Raw genomic sequence first — 18284 nt, forward strand, 5'->3', positions numbered from 1 at the left:
GATCATGCTACGCCCCATGAAAGTGACTCTGACCTACAAGCAAAAACATGAACTCGAAAACCAGCACGATAAAACGCGTGATGGTCGAGTGCGTGACCGTATTAAAGCGGTACTGCTTGCTTCTGAAGGTTGGAGTACTGCCATGATTTCTCAAGCCTTGCGTATTCATGAAACCACCGTTCTCCGTCACCTTCACGATTACGCGCAGTCCGAGAAACTCAAACCTGAAAATGGTGGGTCCAGCAGTGGCTTATCGGCTTCACAGGCGATGGCGCTCATCGAGCACTTAACAGAGGTGACCTATCACCATACTCACCAGATTGTTGCCTATGTTCTGGCGCAACTCGGCGTCTGCTATACCGTCGCTGGCATGAACAAGTGGCTGCATCACCACGGTTTTAGCTATAAAAAGCCTAAAGGTGTCCCTCACAGGTTTGATGAGGCTAAACAGCAAGAATTTGTCGAAGCCTACAAGGCACTTAAGTCGAGCTGCGGCAAAGAGGAAACTATCCTGTTCATGGATGCGGTTCATCCCACTCAGGCCACCAAACTCTCTCATGGCTGGATACGTACTGGGCAGGACAAAGCGATTGAAACCACGGGAAGCCGCAGTCGCCTCAACATTGTGGGTGCATTAAATCTCTCTGAGATTGGCCGCACTGTTATCGATAATTACGAGAGCATCAACAGCGAAAACATCGTTAGGTTTTTGTGCAAGCTGAGAGAAAGCTACCCACTGACGTATAAGCTCCACCTCATTCTGGATGGTGCAGGGTATCACCGAAGCGACTTAGTAAAAGACGCCGCCTTTGTGCTGAATATCGTCCCAACCTCAATCCGATAGAACGGCTTTGGAAAGTGATGAACGAGCAGGTAAGGAACAATGTCTACTTCAAAAGTAAACGGGATTTTGAAGCGGCTATTGGCCGATTTTTCACTGTGATCCTTCCACAAATCGCAGGCTCTTTAGCGTCTCGTATAAATGATAATTTTCAAGTGCTCAATCCTGCATCTTCAAGTTGAATGGGTATATCGATTACAATTTGAGGTGGCTCTGAATTCAGGGCTGCCTTATTCTTGCACCAATTTAACCCCATCCGTCTGATTGCTGTGTTTCTGCTATTCCCAAACTACCTGAAGATGCTTGGGTATATCTGTTTCAAACAGCGCCAATAAGCTAAAACCGCCTTCTTAAAAGGCGGCACGTTATTGGTATCTCGTTGTTATGTGACTGAAATTCCCTCGTTAACCGTTACACGATTAACATTCCAGCTCAACATCAGCCCAATAATGACAGCTGCCCCTGCCCCCATCATCACCGCTGAAACTGTCAGCAGGCCGTGAACAGCCAACGCAGAAACTGCGCCACTGGCGGTAAAACAGATCATGGTTTGCAGGAAGTTGAGCAAACCAGCGGCTGTCGCGCTGCAGGTTTTGAATTCTTCCAGCGCTTTGTTCACCACTATCGGGTAAATCGCGCCGTTTGCTGCTGCTAGGAAGCAGAATGGGATCAGCACAGGCCAGATGTTGGTGACATCAGTCTGCCATGACACCACAAAGATCACGGATACGCTTGCAATGAACAGAGCAACAAACCAAGGCAGCAATACAGAACCGTCAAACTTGTTCAGCAGGGCGCGGCAGCTGTAACCACCCACGATGAACGCAATGGTTTGGGGCACATAGCTCATACCAATGTCTGCACCGCTGTAACCCATCTTGGTCATCACGAAAGGTGAGCCTGTCAGCCACGCAAAGAAAGCGGCTGAACAACCCGCAAATACCAGCATGTTACCGATAAACTTGCGTGAACGAATAATGCGCTTGTAGTCGCCAACCAGCTTGGTACCCAGCTTCTCGTCACTGTTAACCGCTGGCGCGCTTTCTTTCTGACGCAGGGTAGTAATCACCAATAGTGCACCCAAAGCAACCAGTGCAATAAAAATACTACGCCAGCCGAACTGGGATTCCAGCGCTGCACCTGCCAGCGGTGCCAGTGCAGGAGACAGGGCAACCAACGGCATGATGGTTGCGAATACACGCTGGGAGGTGTTGCTGTCATAGCGGTCAATAACCACAGCTTGCCAGATCACAGCCGCAGAGCAGGCGCCCAGCGCCTGCACAAAACGCGCCGCCAGAAAAACATCAATGCTTTCTGCCATAAAGCACGCAGCAGTAGCGACACTGAACAGCACCATACCGCCGACCAAAACCTTGACGCGGCCAATGCGATCAGACAGGGGACCGTACACGATTTGGCCCAGCGCCATACCCAACAGGAACACCGTGAGCGACAGGCCAATCATAGATTGGGTGGTGCCCATCTCAAGGCGGATGTTTTCAAACGCAGGCAGGTACATGTCCGTCGCCAGGAAGCCGAGCATACTCAATCCGGCAAACCAGATCATCGTGGTCAATGGAACCGTATTTTTCATTTTACTTGTCCGTTATACAGTTGTTTGTACATATGGCTGCGAAGTCTACTGCTGGTGAAAAGCGGTGTGAAACGCTAAAATTTCGACACTCCTTTCAAAAAATTTGATTTGTATGTTTTCCTATCAAGATCTTCAAGTGATTGACGCAGTTGCCCGCCGTGGTAGCTTTTCTGCCGCTGCTGAAGAATTACACAAAGTGCCGAGCGCGGTGAGCTATAGCATCAGGCAAATAGAAGACAAACTTGCTGTGAATTTATTTGAGCGTTTACATCGTTCAGTAAAGCTCACGCCGGCTGGTGAGTTCTTCGTGCAACAGGCGAGGGATCTGATGAAACGGATGGACGAGATACGCCACCAAACCCAACGTGTTGCCAATGGCTGGACGCGCAGTGTTTCACTGGCGCTGGACAATGTGGTGCGTGAGGACCGGGTCGATTCACTGGTACGTGACTTCTATGACGCTTTCCCTGACGTAGAGCTATTGCTCACCATGGAAGTGTTCAATGGCGTCTGGGATGCCCTGGCGTATGACAGGGCAGATATCGCCATTGGTGCAACGGCTGCTGTCCCGGTGAGTGGAAATCTCAGTTACCGGGATATGGGCATTCTGACCTGGCGGTTTGTGGTATCAAAAAATCACCCGTTAGCCGCTGAGCCAGAGCCACTCAGCAACGAGCAACTGTTGGCGTATCCGGCCATTTGTCTGGAAGACACGTCCCGGATCCTGCCCAAGCGCGCAACATGGTTGTTAGACAACCAGCGCCGCCTCACCGTGCCCAATTGGCACAGTGCCATTCAGTGTTTCCGTTCTGGTCTTGGAATTGGAGCGATGCCATCACACATGGCGGAGCCCTACCTTGAAAGCGGGGAGTTGGTAGAAAAACTATTGGTAGATCCACCGGCCAAAAGCCCGTGCTGTATCGCCTGGCGTTCAGATAAAGAAAACCCGGCAGTAAACTGGATTCTCGATTACCTCGGCGATGCAGAAAAAGCGCACAGGGAATGGCTGGAGTAACATTTCCCATATAGCGCCTTTACTTGTATCCCTATCAAAATGAAAGGGAGCGAAGCCGCTCCCTTTTGTGATTATGCAGCTTCCACTTTTACCCGGAAGAAGATGGCGTAAAACAGCGGAATGACCACCAGTGTCAGGATCGTCGCGAACAGCAGACCAAACATAATGGTGACGGCCATGCTCTTGAAGAAGGGGTCAATCAAGAGCGGTGCAACGCCAAGGATGGTGGTAAATGCGCCCAGCAATACTGGACGTGCACGGCTGAGTGCAGCGTCGATAATCGCAAAATACGGCGCTTTCCCGTCGCGGATTTCCACGTCGGCCTGATCCACCAATACAATGGCGTTTTTCACCATCATACCAATCAGGCTCAGGAAGCCGAGGATCGCCATAAACTCAAACGGTGTCTGGAACACAATCAAGCCCACGGTAACACCAACAACGGCAAGCGGTGCTGTCAGCCAGATAACCAGTGGCTGGCGCAGTGCGTTGAACATGAAAACCACTGCCAGAATCATGGCGGCAAAACCGTAAGGGGCTGAAATAACCAGACCTTCGTTGGCATCTTTCGAGGCTTTGTATTCGCCATACCATTTCAGTTCATAACCCGGTGGCAATTCAATGGCTTCAATCTTACTGCGCACCGTGTTGAACGCATCAGCCGTCAGCACGCCCGGTGCCGGATCAGCCTGTACCAGAATGGTTGGCATGCGGTCGATACGGCGCAAAATGGCATCCTGATACACCACATTCACTGATTCCACCAACTGGCTGACCGGGATGAATGTCCCCGTTGCTGGGCTGAACACTTCGGTATTTTCAATCGCACGCTGGTGGTTGCGTTCGCTTTCCGGTGCGCGCACCACAATCGGGATCAAATCGTTTCCTTCGCGGTAAACACCCACGTTGCGGCCTGTCAGGGTCTGGGCAATTGCCTGGTTGATTTCCCGCGTTGTCAGGCCAAAGCGCTGGGCTTCTTCGGAAGAATAGACCGGACGAAGCACAGGCACCTGCTGACGCCAGTCATCCTGAACGGCAATCAGGTTGTCATCTGCCAGCATGATGGCTTTTGCCTGCTCAGCCAGTTGACGCAATACAGCGCTGTCTGGGCCTTTGAAACCGGCTTCGATTTTCTTGCCACCGCCACGTCCCAGCATGAATTTCCATACCTTGATGGATGCATCTGGATATTTGGCATCCAGTTCGCCTTGCAGCTCGCCCAGAAGCGGCGCAATCTTGGTGTAATCGTCGATATCAATCAGTAGCTGGCCGTAACTTGGGTTTCTAGGCTCCGGCGCGTAAGTCAGCATAAAGCGCAGCCCACCGCCACCGACGAAACTGGTGATATTGGTCACGCCTTCTTTCGCTTTGACATCTTTCTCAATGTCAGCGATCACCGCCTCGGTGCGTTTGATGTCTGAGCCTTGTGGCAGGTACACATCAATGACAAATTGTGGGCGCTGTGATTCTGGCATGAAGCCGGGTGGAACAAACTGGACACCCCAGATAGCTGCCACCATCGTACCGAACAACAGGGCACAGCTGATGATGCGGCGTTTCAGTACCCATTTCAGCAGGGCTTTGTAGCCAGTGACCATGCGGCCGGGTTTTTTATCTGCTTTCACCGGCGCCACTTTGAGGAAATCATGGCACAGCATGGGAGTAACGGTTACGGCAAACACCCAGCTCAGGAACATAGAGTAGAGGATCACCCAGAACAGGGAACCCGCATATTCCCCCATATCTGATGGCGATAAACCAATCGCACTGAATGCACAGATACCCACCACAGTTCCGCCGAGCAGTGGCCATTTGGTGCTGTTGACCACCTCTGACACCACGGTTTTGCGGTCCGCATCCGGATCCTGTTGCAGGCGAACCAGAATGCCGTCGGTCACCACAATGGCGTTATCAACCAGCATACCGAGCGCAATGATCAACGCACCCAGTGAGATACGCTGCATGGCAATATCTTCAATCAGCATGATGCAAAGTGTGCCTGCTACCGTCAGCAGCAACACAAAGCCGATGATCACGCCAGAGCGCACACCCATGAACAGCAACAGTACCACGAAAACGATAGCCACAGCCGCAATCAGGTTGTCGATAAAGTTAGCGACGGAAGCGCGTACCGAGTCTGATTGCATGGAGATAACATGCAGTTCCATACCCAGTGGACGCTGGCTTTCCAGCTCCGCAAGCCGTGCTTTCACTGCATCCCCCATGTCTACCACGTTGCCGCCGGCGACATTTGAGATACCAAAACCAATGGCGCGCTCGCCGTTGTAGCGCATCAACATGGTTGAAGGTTCTTTGTAACCACGTTTGATGTCGGCGATATCACCCAGACGCAATATAGTGTGGTTGTCACCGACCGCCACTTGCAGGTTTTTCAGGTCAGCCACTGAATCGACACTGGATGTCGGGATCACGGGAATACGCATCGCATTGGTTTCGATGCTGCCCGCCACTGTGACCAGATTTTGTTTTTGCAGCACCTGGAACACTTTTTCTGCCGACACGCCAAATTCCGCCAGACGCTCACTGGAAATTTCAACAAAGATTGTTTCCTGTTGCTCGGCAAGCGTGGCGGTTTTCGCGACACCCGGCACCAGCACGATTTCGCGGCGCAGTGCATCGACATAATCCTGAAGTTGCTTGTCGCTGAAACCTTCACCGGTAACGGCAAAGAAAAGGGCATAGACGTCGGAAAAATCGTCATTGACGATTGATGGGCCAGCCCCCGGCGGTAACAGCCGCTGCGCATCCGCCACTTTACGGCGTAGTTTGTCCCAAACCTGTTGCAGGTCGGCTGCGCTTTTCGCGAACTCCAGTTTGATTTCAACCGTCACCTCAGACATACCCTGCATGGAGACGGACTTCACCTCCTTGAGCTCTTGCAATGACTGTACTGCACCTTCAATCACATCCGTGACTTCGTCAGACACTTCCTGTGCCGTTGCGCCGGAATAAGGTGTGGCAATCACTGCCTGACGAATCACAAACTCCGGATCCTCAAAGCGGCCAAGCTTCAGGTAGCTGATGTACCCCCCAATCAGGGTGAGGGCAACCAGCACCCAGACACTGGTGCGCTTGGCAATGGTATAACGTGCAATATCCATTGTTATGCTCCGGCGCGATCGTCAGTGTAAGGGCGCACTTCCATGCCTTCTTTCACGCTGGAAACACCAGCAATGATGACGCGCTCGCCACGGTTGAGGTGCGCTTTGACAACAATGCGGTCTTTCACCAGTGTGCCCACATCGATAAAGCGTTTATGGGCCTTGTTGCTTTCATCCACCACCCAGACAAATTGTTTGCCCTGGTTATCGGGCACCACCGCAGTGAGTGGCAAAGTGATGATATTGCCTTGATCTACAACAGCATCGGCGTCAGGGATGACTTTGACCGCCATGCCCGGCAAAACGCGAAAACCGTTGGTTTGTTCAAGTCCCAATACCACTGCATAGGTCTGGGAAACCGGATCGGCCTGAGTGGCGAAGGTGCGCAGGGTCAGCGGGAACTGTTGCCCCGGAATGGATGAAATTTCAGCAACCGCTTTGTTGTTGCTGTTCCCGCCAGAAAGCACCACTTGATAAGGAACGTTGATCACCACTTCCAGATCGCTCAGATCGTGTACTGTCAACACAGGCTCATTTGCCTGTACCTGAATATGGTTGTCCACCAATTTGCGGCCAATGATGCCATCGAATGGCGCATGCAGCTCGGTATATTCCAGTTGGCGTCTGGCTTCATCAACACGGTTACGTGCAAGGTTGAATTGAGTGGTGATGGTATCCAGGTCTGCCTTGGAGATCGCCTGACTCTTTTTGAAAATGGCTTTTGCCCGCTCATATTCCAGTGTGGTGTTTTTCAGCTCAAGCTCTGCCGATGCCAGAGCGGTTTTCGCATCGCGTGCATCCAACCGGGCCAGCAATTGGCCTTTTTTCACTTCATCGCCTTCTTTAACCAGTATGTCCGTCAGCCGTCCTCCGATGCGGAAAGAAAGATCAGCACGTTCAGCGGCACGGACAACACCGTTAAAGCTCAGATCGGCAGCACGTTGCGTCTGAATGACTTCAGTCAGTGCGGGTTTAATTACTGGTGTTGCCACTTGCTCAACCGGCTCTTCGCCACAACCGGCCAATAGAAAAGAGGCGGCAAGGACTGAGGCAATCGCACTGCGTTTAAACAATGACTTGTCAGACTTTATTGTGATCATTTTGGGGTTTCACTCCACATTCAAGGACGGCTGATCCAGTCCATTACCCGTAGGGTTACTTGATGAAAAAAGAATACGTTATAAACGCGAAGTAAACTTTGGAGTTTATTTTAAGCGTGTTTATTCTCAGAGGTAAACTTAAAAGTGTACTTTTTTATATTGAATTGCTAGATTGACCGGGTCGACAGAAGGAGAGAAATCATGACACGCTCAGAGCAAAAGCGCCTGGCGATCATCAACGCAGCAAAAGAAGAGTTTATCCAGCATGGCTTTTCTGCCGCCAATATGGACCGTGTTTGTGCTTTGGCAGAAGTGTCAAAGCGGACTTTATACCGTCATTTTGAAAGCAAGGAAGCGTTATTTGAGTCGATACTCACCATTATCCAATCCTCGATTGATGAAAGCTTGCGCTATGCTTTTGACCCTGAAAAAAGTCTGGAAGGGCAGTTAACGGAAATGACGCGCAGGGAGGTGGCAATCCTATACGGAAAATACGGCATTTCATTTGCCCGTATTATCCTGATGGAGTTCCTGCGCCAGCCGGACATGGCGAGCCAGATCATCAGCAAAATATATAATAATAAATCGCTAACCCACTGGTTTGCCGAAGCCCAGAAGGCAGGGAAGATAAAAGAGGTCAAACTCGAATACCTGTCGCAAACCTATTCTAGCCTGTTTAACGGCATGTTTGTCTGGCCACAGGTTTTTGATATGCAGACTATTCCTGAAGGAAAAGCACTGGAAGAGAAGATTGAGCATATTGTGAGTGTGATGATGGCGAGTTTTTGTCGCTAAAGGAAAGGTGACGTCATATTTCGATGCCTTTCATATAACCTCACTCGCATAGGGTTTACATGCAAAAAAGGTAATCTTCAAAATGAATGAAAATGGCAATGGTTATCATTGCTTAATGCATTGAAAATGCAGAGAAAGCTCCCCTTGTTGTTGACAATTAATTCACTTAGGATGTGAGGCATCTTTAGGGAATTTGTAATGGCAGCGTTAAACAAGGAACACTGTGATGAAAGGGCACCAAGACGTCATCGTTGGGTTGAATAGCGTCCTCACCAGCGAACTTACCGCAATCAACCAATATTTTCTCCATGCACGTATGCTCGGCAATTGGGGTTTTGAAGCCCTCAATAAAGCGGAATATAAAAAGTCCATTCAGGACATGAAGCATGCTGACAAGCTGATCGAACGTATTCTTTTCCTCGAGGGTTTACCGAATCTCCAACACCTTGAGCGTTTGCGTATTGGTGAAGAGGTTCAGGAAATGATCGAATGTGACAAGGTGATGATTGAGGAGCAGCTGGAGCAACTCAAGTCAGTGATTACGCTTTGTGAAGAGAAGCAAGACTACGTGACCCGCGAATTGCTGAATGACATTCTGGAAGATGAAGAAGAGCACCTCGACTGGATTGAGTCACAACTTGAACTGATTGGCCTGACCGGTCTGCAAAATTATCTACAAGCGAATATGGAGAAATAACAATGAAAGGAAACCAGGAAATCATTGATGGTCTTAACCGCTTGTTGACCAATGAACTGTCTGCCATGGATCAGTATTTTGTTCACGCGCGCATGTATGAAGACTGGGGCATGGATGAGCTTTATGAACGCATTAACCATGAGTCTGAAGATGAACGCGAACATGCTTCTATGCTGCTCAACCGCATTCTCTTTCTGGAAGGGACGCCGGATGTTCAGTCTCGTGAAAAGCTGCTGATCGGCAAAGATGTCGAAGAGATGATGCAAAACGATCTGAAGTACGAGTACATGGTAGCCGATGAACTACGTAATGTGATCGCGCTTTGCGAACAAAAACAGGATTATCAGACCCGTGAAATCCTGCTCAAGCTTTTGGATGATACTGAATCTGATCATATGTACTGGCTTGAAAAACAGTTACGTCTTATCAAAACGGTTGGATTGCAAAACTATATCCAGTCAAAAATGGGTAAGTAATCAGCTTGACCCAGCTAAACGAACAAGAGCCGCATTGATGTGGCTCTTGTGCGTTTGTGACATAGGGTATTGAAGCCGCTGATGGAGGCGACCTTAATCCTCCTCAGTTTCAGCGGGATTCTGTTTCAGTGTCTGATAACCGGCCCAAATCCGTGTGGCTGTGGTTACCCAGCATAATGCACCAAATGCCCACGCAATTTCGGCAAAGTAGCCCGGAAACAGGCAGAAAAGCACAAAACAGGCGATAGTTTCCGTGCCTTCTGTCAACCCGCCAATGTAATACAGCGATTTGCTTTGATAGACGGGATTCTCGATATTTCGTTTACTCGCCATGATGGCAAAGGCAAGGAAGCTTGAGCCTGTCCCCATAAAGGAAAAAATAAGGAATGCCGCGGCAATGGCGTTATGTTCCGGGTTTGCCAGTGCAAAAGCAAACGGGACCATCGAATAGAACAGAAAATCGAGGGTAATATCGAGAAAGCCCCCGGCATCGGTGATCCCCTGCCGACGGGCAAGTGCACCATCCAGACCATCAAAAATACGGTTCAATGCAATAAACAGCAGTCCAAGCCAGTAGTATTCAAAAGCAATAGCAGGCAGTGCAAGCATACCGATCAGAAAACCACCTACTGTGACCTGATTGGCACTAAAGCCAATCTTATCGGGCAGTTTTGCTGCCTGCTTTAAAGGCCAGCGGATAACCGCAATAGAGTAGCGATCAAGCATTGTTTTTCTCCGTGGTGATCGTGCCAGCCCTGGTGTTCATTTCGCTTTCTGCACTTGGCCAGTGAAAAAGGGTGCTTTCTACAGGTACATCATCTTCGTCATGTGTCACCATCACAGCCGCGATATTGCGGTTTTTGATTTGTTTGAATACAAAGGCACGGAAGGATTTACGGAGTGGCTTATCCAGCTTGCTGAAAGGCTCATCCAGCAGAATCACTTTAGGGTGTGAAAGCAAGGTTCGCATTAGGCTTATCCGCGCACGTTGCCCCCCGGATATCTGGTCAGGTGCCTTGAAGGCGATGTCCTGAAGTTCAATCTCTGCCAGTGTTGCCAGTGCACGTTCTTTTTTCTCGCTGGCACTCATGGTGTCTGGTAATCCAAACGCCAGGTTTTGCCAAACATTCAGGTGGGGAAACAACAGATCGTCCTGAAAAAGAATCCCCACTTCGCGCTTTTCAGCAGGCAGGGAATGGATGCTCTGATCGTTGACCAGAATACTGCCTTCACAACAAAACTCTGGTGAAAGGTGTCCGGCGACGGCGCTTAGCAGGGTTGATTTTCCACAGCCACTGGGGCCCATCACAGACAGGACGTGGCCTTTCTCAACCCGAAACGACATGTTTCTCAGCAGCGTGGACTGGTTAGACTTTATAGTTAGGTTTTGTACGGACAAACTCATTGACTGTCTCTCTGGATTCATCATGTCGGGCAAGACGCCGACGAGGGTCTGCCAAACGGCTGGCCGCCAATGAAAGGACGAAGAAGACCAGCGGCAGAAAAGCCTGAATAAGGCCGTAAACGGCACTGATGCGCCTGTCCTGACCACTGGCAAGGCTCACGGCTTCGGTGGTCAGTGTTGTAATACGGCCGGCGCCGAGAAGCTGGGTTGGCAAATACTGAGCGAAACTGACGCTGAGCCCAACCGCCCAGGCTAACAGGATGGGAGGGATAACAATCGGGAGCTTAACTTGCCACCATGCTTTGAAAGCACTGTGACCCAGGCTTCTTGCGGTTTGTGTCAGGCGCTGATCGAAGGATTTCCACGGGCCATCGAGTGCCAGATAAACGTAGGGAAAGGCAAACAGAATATGGGCCCAAATGGTGGCCGGCACATGCCACTGGCCCGGCAACATATAAATAGCGACCTGAATACCAAACAAAATAGAAAGCTGCGGGATCAGCATAGGAATTGCAATTACCAGCTGGGGCACTGACTTATGGTATTTGTCGCGGTACTCGAGACACCCGACAGCAAAAATCAGGGCGACGGTGGCTGAGGTCAAACCCAGAACCAGACTATTTGAAGCCAGCTCCAGAAGGTGACCGGATTCCTGCTCCCAAAAACGGGTGCTGGTGCGACTTGGCCAGATGTCAGGAAAACGCCAGCGAAGGGCAAAAGACCAGACCAGCAACAATGGGATCATTAAAAATGGTAACAGGGCGATGAACTTAAACAGGTGGCGCCCGGGTAACTGATAAGATTTACTGCCACTGAATTGCCAGTTTTGCCAGCCCCGGATCAGCACATATTCGACAAGGCGGTAAACGAGCAATACACCGAAACAGAGCACAAACAGGGAAATGGCGCCTGCCGCTGCACGGGGCAGCAGGGATAAATCCGGGTCGTTAAACCATTGCCACACCAGCACAGCAAACGTGGATGGCGATGTTGGCCCGAGAATCATGGCGACATCAACCACAGATAACCCGTACGCCAATACCGCATAAATGGGGAAACGCATTTTTGGCAGCCACTGCGGGAATACCACTTTTAACCAGGCGGCGGCGCGGTTGTAACCGAGACTTCTGGACGCTGCCAATAATCGGTCCACTTCCATCTGCTTCAAGACCGAAAGGCTCATCAACAGCAGGAAGGGCGTTTCTTTTACTGCCAGTGCAAGAATAAGCCCAATACCGCTGCAATCCTGCACCAATGACCATTGGTGTGGCTGCGTTTCTCCGGTAAACAGGGCAAAAAACCTGAATAACCACCCTGATGGAGCAAAAGTCAGTGCAAAACCAATCGCAAAGGCAACATGTGGCATGGCAAGCAGCGGGGAAAGCCACTGTTCAATCCGTTTCCAGAATGGTGTTCCCCAGCAAGACTGGAGGATCAGAAAGGTAAAAAAAACCGCAAAAAAAGAGGCCGTGATGCCGGTAAACAGAGTGAGCTGAATGGCTCTGTCTGTCCCCGGCCATGCCAGCATAGCGTGCCAGCCATCAAGACTGGGTTCATTCAGACCAAGAACAGGAAGGTAGCTGATGGCGGAAATAAGCACACCGCCAAAACCCGGAATAAGAGGTAAACAGCATACAATCAATGTCAACAAATACAGCAGGCGTAACATGTTTACCTCGTTCTCCAGAAACGCGTATTACGTTAATTATTGACCATAACGCTTAAGCCACGCCTGCTCGAGCGCAACCTGCCAGCTTGGGTGCGGCTCTGGCATAGATTTAAACAGGGGTTTGCTGTTTTGCAGTGTCACGACCGCCGGGTCTCCCCATATGTCGCTGTTCGCTTTGCGCGCTTGCGCTTCTTCGCTCATCAGGAAATTGATGGCAACCAGTGCCCCTTCTTTTGCGTTAGCATTCCATGGAATACCCATAAAGTGGATATTGGAAAGTGCGCCTTTGTCAAAAGCAAAGGCTTTTGCAGAAGGTGCCAGTGTGCCATTTTTAACGGCAGTCTCCGCGGCATTTGGGTTGAATGTAATAGCGAGCAGTAATTCACCATCATCCAGCAATTGGAAAGTTTCTGCGCTGGTGGCCGGGAACTGGTTGCCATTTCGCCAGGCAACAGCATGGAGTTCATCGAGATACTTCCAAAGCGGTGATGACACGGCGTTAAAGTCGGCGTCCTCAACCGGCTTGTATAGTGGGGCGGTGTCCATAGCGAGTTCAAGCAGCGCGGCTTTCAGAAAGCTCGAACCGTGAAAATCAGGGGGCTTGGGATAAGAAATGCTGCCCGGATACGCTTTCGCCAAACTCAGCATTTCAGTAAAAGAAGCCGGTGGGTTAGCCAATGATTTTTCGTCATGGATAAAGACCAGCTGACCCACTCCCCAAGGCGCTTCCAGACCTTCAGTAGGCTCGGTGAAGTCTTCACTGACAGGAAGGGACTTATCAACAATCGACCAGTTTGGCAAGCTTTCTACAAAGGGGCCAAACAGAAGGTTATTGGATTTCATTGACTTGAAATTTTCGCCGTTAATCCAAACCATATCTACACTGCCGCCTTCGTTTTTACCCGCGGCTTTCTCTGCCACCAGACGGTTAACCGTTTCGGCAATATCAGAGACTTTTACGTGTTGGAGGGTGACACCGTAACGGTCTTGGATTTCGCCACCTGCCCAGCGAAGATACGCATTGATTTCCTGGCTACCGCCCCATGCGTTGAAGTAGACGGTTTGTCCCTGTGCGTTTTCTTCTATCTGTTCCCAGTTTGATACATCAACCGCCGAAACGGCTGATGTAAAAGCAAGGGCGCAGGCGGTGACGAGCAATTTCAAGTTCATTGTTATCTGTCTTCCTTGATCTGTTGTTGAGAAGGTGTACTGCTTGATTCGTTACGCATCCAGGTATGGAACTTCTCAACCCAAACCAGCAATCCCTGGGGCGCATTGTTTTGTTTCCACACTCCAGCCGTGTATTTAGTGGCTTCACTCATTGTGGGATACGGATGCACTGTACCCAGAATTTTATTTAATCCAAGGCCATGGCGCATCGCGAGAGTGAATTCTGCGAGCAGATCACCAGCGTGGGAACCGACAATGGTTGCTCCAAGGATTTTGTCTTTTCCTTTCGGCGTGATGACTTTGATAAAGCCGTGATCTTCACCGTCAGCAATCGCGCGGTCCAAATCATCAATACCATAGTGCGCCACATCGTAATCAATACCCAGCGCAATGGCTTCTTTCTCGTTGATGCCGACACGTGCCACTTCTGGTGCAGTATAGGTGGCTGCAGGCATCACGGAGTAATCTGCTTTGAACTTCTTGAAATCACCAAACAGGGCATTCACTGCGGCATACCATGCCTGATGACCTGCCGCGTGTGTCAACTGGAATGGACCTGCAACATCACCAACAGCGAAAATATTCGGATAGTTGGTTTGCAGGTATTCGTTCACTTTCACTGTGCCACGTTCTGTCAGCTCGACACCGATATCTTCAAGACCGAAACCTTTGGTGTTGGCCACACGACCCAACGCGAGCATGACATGATCAAACTCTACCACGACTTCTTCGCCGTTGTGCTCAAGGTACGCACGCTGTACATCGCCGTCTTTTTCGAAGCGGGTCGCTTTATGGCCAAGCAGAATATTGACGCCATCTTCTTTCAGACCTTTCACAACCAGTTCTGCTGCATCGGCATCTTCACGGATAAGCAGTTGGTCTGCCATTTCTACCAGGGTGACATCTGTCCCCAGACGGGAGAAGCTTTGTGCCAGCTCACTGCCAATAGGACCACCGCCCAATACCAGAAGCTTTTTAGGCTGTTTCTGAAGCGACCAGACATTGTCTGACGTGAGGTAGCTGACATCTTGCAAGCCCGGAATGCCCGGAACTAAAGGACGCGCACCGGTTGCAATCACAATGTTACGTGTGGTCAGGCGCTGACCGTTCACTTCCACTTCCCATGGGGAGAGAATTTTCGCTTCACCTTCGATACATTCCACACCCAGTTTGGTGTAACGCTCGACAGAGTCATGAGGCTCAATATCAGCAATGACTTTATGAACCCGTACCATTACCTGTTGGAAATCGACGCTGGGTTCACCGGCGCTGATGCCAAATTCCTGTGAACGTTTGATTTCGTGTACCGCATGTCCGGCGCGGATCAGGGCTTTGGAAGGGACACAACCGGTGTTAAGGCAATCGCCACCCATCTTGTGTTTTTCAATCAGGGTCACTTTGGCTTTTACTGCTGCGCCAATATAGGTTGTTACCAGACCGCCAGCCCCAGCGCCAATGGCGATAAGGTTACGGTCAAAGGTTGCTGGTTTCTGCCATTTGGCATAAACGCGGCGTTTTTGAATCACATTCATTACCATTTTGGCGATGATGGGGAAGACACCCAGCAATACCAGTGACAGTAATACACCCGGAGAGACAATGCCGCTCAGGGAATCAATCTGCGCCAGTTGAGTACCGGCATTGATGTACACAGCAGTACCCGGCAACATGCCAATCTGGCTGACGATATAAAAGGTTGCTGTGCGGATTGGGGTTAAGCCCATCAACAGGTTGATCAGGAAGAAAGGAAATACCGGGATCAAACGCAAAGTCAGAAGGTAGAAAGGACCGTCTTTCTCTACACCCTGGTTGATGGTTGCCAGCCGGTCACCAAATTTGCTCTGCACTGAGTCTTTCAGCAAGAAACGGCTGACGAGAAACGCCAGTGTTGCGCCGATGGAGCTGGCAAATGAAACCAGAAGTAATGCCCACCAAAAACCAAACAGTGCCGCGCCCAGCAAGGTCGCAATCGCGGCTCCTGGCAGTGAAAGGGCGGACATGGCAACGTAAACGACAAAATAGATAACACTTGCGGTAATGAAGTTACTCGCAATGGTGTCCTTCAGCGCCTCGTGTTGTGCTTTGGCGTTATCGAGTGTAAACAGAGCGCCGAGGTCAAGTGCAAACCAAGCAATAAAGATGGCTGCGATAACGGCGAGAACCGCTAACTTCTTTGTGTTCATTTCTGATCCTTTTGTGATGACATTGCTCCACGGGTCTGTTCACTCGGAAAAGCGTCAATGGCTCTGACCCAACATTAACTATGGCAAAAGAATTCTTTTGTCTGGGTGAAATACACTGAGTTACCAATGAGTTAAACAGGTTTACTACCAAAACTGTGACCAAAGGTTGGTTTACGACATGATTTGGTGAAAGCAATACGTGGAATGCGCGTGTTTCCGTTTATTTGCTTGCTCGATATGACCGGGGGGCTTTCCGTTTTATTGCACACTACTTCTGTTATTTCGATGCACTGCTCAACCTGTTTGCTGATAGATCGGGCACTTTGGGGAAGTCGTTTTACAGTTTTCGTCTCTGCATATGCTGAATCATAGGCAGTAAGTGGAATATTGAACGATTAGCACTATGAGTGGGACGAGCGCCAGTGTGGTTGCCCAACCAAGATGGTAGTTTCTGTACCAATAGGAGCGCTGGGCAAACGTGTTGAGTTTTACGCCCCAGATAACAACAAGCACGTTGATCGCGAAAAACAGGATCACAATAATGGTCAGGAAAGAGGGGGCAACCCTGCCATGGGTGTTTGCTGCATAAGAAAGCATTGGCATAAAAAAGCAACAGAATACCGTCCACTTAAATCGGCGTGGCCACTTGCGGAACCGATCGCGGAACATACAGTCAACTTGATCTGGAAACGGCTTTGAATAATGCATCTCTTTGTTGCCATTTAGCTATCTACTCTTTTGGCATAGTTCAAATTCGCGTGCACTGATAATCATTGACATTGAATAAATCTTATAAATGTTACCATTGTCACAAAATGAACTAGAGTGAGCATTTAAGGCCGTTCGTGGGCCGGAGTAAATCTGTTGGGTATTTTTGTGTTATTTCTTTATGCATCCGTTGACATAAAAGCAATGGAACATGATGTTCTTTTCCATTTACCTCTCTAAAAAAGGGGAGAAACCGGTGAGAAAGTGTTTTTGCAGTACAAGAGTGGGTAAATGAGGATAGGGTAATCATGGATGACGAAATAAAAACAGCCAACGGCAGGAATACACGTTAGCTGTTTGGGGAGGAGAGATGCTTATTTTGTCACTGGTGTAACGTTTGCAGCAATTCGTTCCGGCGTTGCGGCGTTATCACAGACCAATGTTTTCCTTCTATCGCACCTTCAAGCGCCCACAAAAGTTCCAGACTTAGTGTATCGTTGTGTGATTCCTGAAGGGCTTGATAAGCGCGAACCGCACCAACACGTTGCAACGCTTCGACAGATTCGATGCCAGCTTTTTTCAGCATGCGCTCTGTTGCAAGGCGAAGGTTTGGAAGATCTTTAATACGTGAAGGTGTTGCAGTTTTCTTTTCCTGCTGATCTTCCTGGGCAATGGAGAGTGCTTTTACTGCATGTTTCATCAACCGCTCGGACTGTTCCCACCATGTATGTGGCACTGCATAATACTTGGTTACAACAGGGAAACCACGTTTCTTATAAACGTATGGTTGCATTTTTAGTGTTTTAAACTCTTCTTCATTTGCCGCACCAGCTCGAAGATGAAGTTTGTCGTTGACGACGAGCGCAAACATTGTTTCATCGCAAAAGATACCAAAACCGCCAAACATTGAGCGCGATTTCATTTTGCCCAGACATTCGAAAAACTTCAGCGTGTTTTTTAGAGTAGGTTTATCCATGTGACTTATTCTCAATCAATACGTTCCTGGATGAATGGTCAAGGAGTAACGTAGCAATGCTAATTCAGAGAATTGTCAACGTATCGGTCTAACCGATTGTGAAATGCTAACGTCTTCGGTAACCCCGCTACCAACACGTAAAATCTATACCGTGTGAGGCCGGAAGCTTTGCGTCCCAGGCTTTCGCCATGGTTTGCCTTTTTCTTGACGGATTTAGCTTAACCGAATCGCATCACTTTGTCGTTATTGCTGGTCTGGCAAAATGTGATATTGGTCCAAAACAAAGGCTATTGATATCCTTAATATTATACCGTTCCCTTTGTTATAGAAGAAAAACTGACCATCGTATCCCATGCTAAGTTTGGGTTAAGCGTAGCACTAGAAATCTGGGCACTTTATTGTTTTTGAGGTTTGTCTCAATATTTATACCTCTACCTAAGCATCCTGAATCATGCATTTTTAGGTTGTGTGGGTATTCCTGCCTGTAAAAAATATCACCATAAAAAAGTCCGGGTAAGAAGGCCCCGGACTTA

At 49.4% G+C, this 18284-nt stretch carries 14 protein-coding genes, 1 pseudogene and 1 riboswitch; of the genes and pseudogenes, 5 read left to right on the plus strand and 10 right to left on the minus strand.

Annotated features, from left to right (window positions below; genetic code table 11):
- The first annotated feature begins 16 nt into the window (after positions 1-16).
- Positions 17-1023 (plus strand): annotated as a pseudogene (locus AC6IB1_RS08555) (IS630 family transposase).
- Positions 1024-1223: 200 nt separating this feature from the next.
- Here the strand turns inward: AC6IB1_RS08555 and punC are convergent.
- Entirely contained in the window at positions 1224-2435 is a 1212-nt protein-coding gene (punC, locus tag AC6IB1_RS08560) for a purine nucleoside transporter PunC (RefSeq protein ID WP_497568661.1), read from the minus strand.
- A gap of 112 nt (positions 2436-2547) precedes the next feature.
- Here punC and punR point away from each other — a divergent pair, with 112 nt between their 5' ends.
- The gene (gene punR / locus AC6IB1_RS08565) at positions 2548-3450 is read left to right on the plus strand and encodes a DNA-binding transcriptional activator PunR (protein ID WP_497568662.1); all 903 of its coding nucleotides are present in this window, start codon (positions 2548-2550) and stop codon (positions 3448-3450) included.
- A 71-nt stretch (positions 3451-3521) separates the two neighbouring features.
- On the opposite strand, the gene AC6IB1_RS08570 is transcribed toward punR, so the two are convergent.
- Together AC6IB1_RS08570 and AC6IB1_RS08575 are read right to left on the minus strand one after the other, a co-directional pair.
- Positions 3522-6572: an efflux RND transporter permease subunit gene (locus AC6IB1_RS08570; protein WP_497568663.1), complete on the minus strand. Its 3051-nt coding sequence runs from the start codon at positions 6570-6572 to the stop codon at positions 3522-3524.
- A gap of 2 nt (positions 6573-6574) precedes the next feature.
- The gene (locus AC6IB1_RS08575) at positions 6575-7672 is read right to left on the minus strand and encodes an efflux RND transporter periplasmic adaptor subunit (RefSeq protein ID WP_497568664.1); all 1098 of its coding nucleotides are present in this window, start codon (positions 7670-7672) and stop codon (positions 6575-6577) included.
- Positions 7673-7873: 201 nt separating this feature from the next.
- Between AC6IB1_RS08575 and AC6IB1_RS08580 the strand changes: the two genes are divergently transcribed.
- The 3 genes from AC6IB1_RS08580 to bfr (AC6IB1_RS08590) all read left to right on the plus strand — a co-directional run bounded on the left by AC6IB1_RS08580 (position 7874) and on the right by bfr (AC6IB1_RS08590) (position 9640).
- Positions 7874-8467, plus strand: coding sequence for a TetR/AcrR family transcriptional regulator (locus AC6IB1_RS08580; protein ID WP_497568665.1), 594 nt, complete (start codon positions 7874-7876; stop codon positions 8465-8467).
- 226 nt (positions 8468-8693) lie between these two features.
- Positions 8694-9164 carry a bacterioferritin gene (gene bfr / locus AC6IB1_RS08585; protein ID WP_497568666.1) on the plus strand — a complete coding sequence of 157 codons (471 nt, stop codon included), beginning with the start codon at positions 8694-8696 and terminating at the stop codon, positions 9162-9164.
- Between the two features lie 2 nt (positions 9165-9166).
- A complete protein-coding gene (gene bfr / locus AC6IB1_RS08590) occupies positions 9167-9640 on the plus strand; it encodes a bacterioferritin (protein ID WP_497568667.1) in 474 nt (157 codons plus the stop codon).
- Positions 9641-9733: 93 nt separating this feature from the next.
- Here the strand turns inward: bfr (AC6IB1_RS08590) and AC6IB1_RS08595 are convergent, their stop codons facing one another.
- The 7 genes from AC6IB1_RS08595 to AC6IB1_RS08625 all read right to left on the minus strand — a co-directional run bounded on the left by AC6IB1_RS08595 (position 9734) and on the right by AC6IB1_RS08625 (position 17751).
- Positions 9734-10366, minus strand: a complete 633-nt coding sequence (locus AC6IB1_RS08595) for a CDP-alcohol phosphatidyltransferase family protein (RefSeq protein ID WP_497568668.1) — start codon at positions 10364-10366, stop codon at positions 9734-9736.
- The gene (locus AC6IB1_RS08600) at positions 10359-11045 is read right to left on the minus strand and encodes an ATP-binding cassette domain-containing protein (RefSeq protein ID WP_497568669.1); all 687 of its coding nucleotides are present in this window, start codon (positions 11043-11045) and stop codon (positions 10359-10361) included. Before AC6IB1_RS08600 ends, AC6IB1_RS08595 begins: the two co-directional genes overlap by 8 nt.
- Complete coding sequence (locus AC6IB1_RS08605; RefSeq protein ID WP_497568670.1) at positions 11008-12714, minus strand: ABC transporter permease; 1707 nt, start codon at positions 12712-12714, stop codon at positions 11008-11010. The genes AC6IB1_RS08600 and AC6IB1_RS08605 overlap by 38 nt, the downstream gene beginning before the upstream one ends.
- 36 nt (positions 12715-12750) lie before the next feature.
- Positions 12751-13884, minus strand: a complete 1134-nt coding sequence (locus tag AC6IB1_RS08610) for an ABC transporter substrate-binding protein (protein WP_497568671.1) — start codon at positions 13882-13884, stop codon at positions 12751-12753.
- 2 nt (positions 13885-13886) lie between these two features.
- Entirely contained in the window at positions 13887-16067 is a 2181-nt protein-coding gene (locus AC6IB1_RS08615) for a dihydrolipoyl dehydrogenase family protein (RefSeq protein ID WP_497568672.1), read from the minus strand.
- A 366-nt stretch (positions 16068-16433) separates the two neighbouring features.
- Positions 16434-16736, minus strand: a complete 303-nt coding sequence (locus tag AC6IB1_RS08620; protein WP_497568673.1) for a hypothetical protein — start codon at positions 16734-16736, stop codon at positions 16434-16436.
- Positions 16737-17157: 421 nt separating this feature from the next.
- A complete protein-coding gene (locus AC6IB1_RS08625; RefSeq protein WP_497568674.1) occupies positions 17158-17751 on the minus strand; it encodes a TfoX/Sxy family DNA transformation protein in 594 nt (197 codons plus the stop codon).
- Positions 17752-17865: 114 nt separating this feature from the next.
- Positions 17866-17959, minus strand: a riboswitch (cyclic di-GMP riboswitch).
- Positions 17960-18284: the final 325 nt, after the last annotated feature.

Source organism: Grimontia sp. THUN1695, from assembly GCF_059704325.2.

Bases quoted from the DNA above. Each gene is read 5' to 3' on its own strand.
- punC (WP_497568661.1), bottom strand. From the start codon at position 2,435: ATGAAAAATACGGTTCCATTGACCACGATGATCTGGTTTGCCGGATTG.
- punR (WP_497568662.1), top strand. From the start codon at position 2,548: ATGTTTTCCTATCAAGATCTTCAAGTGATTGACGCAGTTGCCCGCCGT.
- AC6IB1_RS08570 (WP_497568663.1), bottom strand. From the start codon at position 6,572: ATGGATATTGCACGTTATACCATTGCCAAGCGCACCAGTGTCTGGGTG.
- AC6IB1_RS08575 (WP_497568664.1), bottom strand. From the start codon at position 7,672: ATGATCACAATAAAGTCTGACAAGTCATTGTTTAAACGCAGTGCGATT.
- AC6IB1_RS08580 (WP_497568665.1), top strand. From the start codon at position 7,874: ATGACACGCTCAGAGCAAAAGCGCCTGGCGATCATCAACGCAGCAAAA.
- bfr (WP_497568666.1), top strand. From the start codon at position 8,694: ATGAAAGGGCACCAAGACGTCATCGTTGGGTTGAATAGCGTCCTCACC.
- bfr (WP_497568667.1), top strand. From the start codon at position 9,167: ATGAAAGGAAACCAGGAAATCATTGATGGTCTTAACCGCTTGTTGACC.
- AC6IB1_RS08595 (WP_497568668.1), bottom strand. From the start codon at position 10,366: ATGCTTGATCGCTACTCTATTGCGGTTATCCGCTGGCCTTTAAAGCAG.
- AC6IB1_RS08600 (WP_497568669.1), bottom strand. From the start codon at position 11,045: ATGAGTTTGTCCGTACAAAACCTAACTATAAAGTCTAACCAGTCCACG.
- AC6IB1_RS08605 (WP_497568670.1), bottom strand. From the start codon at position 12,714: ATGTTACGCCTGCTGTATTTGTTGACATTGATTGTATGCTGTTTACCT.
- AC6IB1_RS08610 (WP_497568671.1), bottom strand. From the start codon at position 13,884: ATGAACTTGAAATTGCTCGTCACCGCCTGCGCCCTTGCTTTTACATCA.
- AC6IB1_RS08615 (WP_497568672.1), bottom strand. From the start codon at position 16,067: ATGAACACAAAGAAGTTAGCGGTTCTCGCCGTTATCGCAGCCATCTTT.
- AC6IB1_RS08620 (WP_497568673.1), bottom strand. From the start codon at position 16,736: ATGTTCCGCGATCGGTTCCGCAAGTGGCCACGCCGATTTAAGTGGACG.
- AC6IB1_RS08625 (WP_497568674.1), bottom strand. From the start codon at position 17,751: ATGGATAAACCTACTCTAAAAAACACGCTGAAGTTTTTCGAATGTCTG.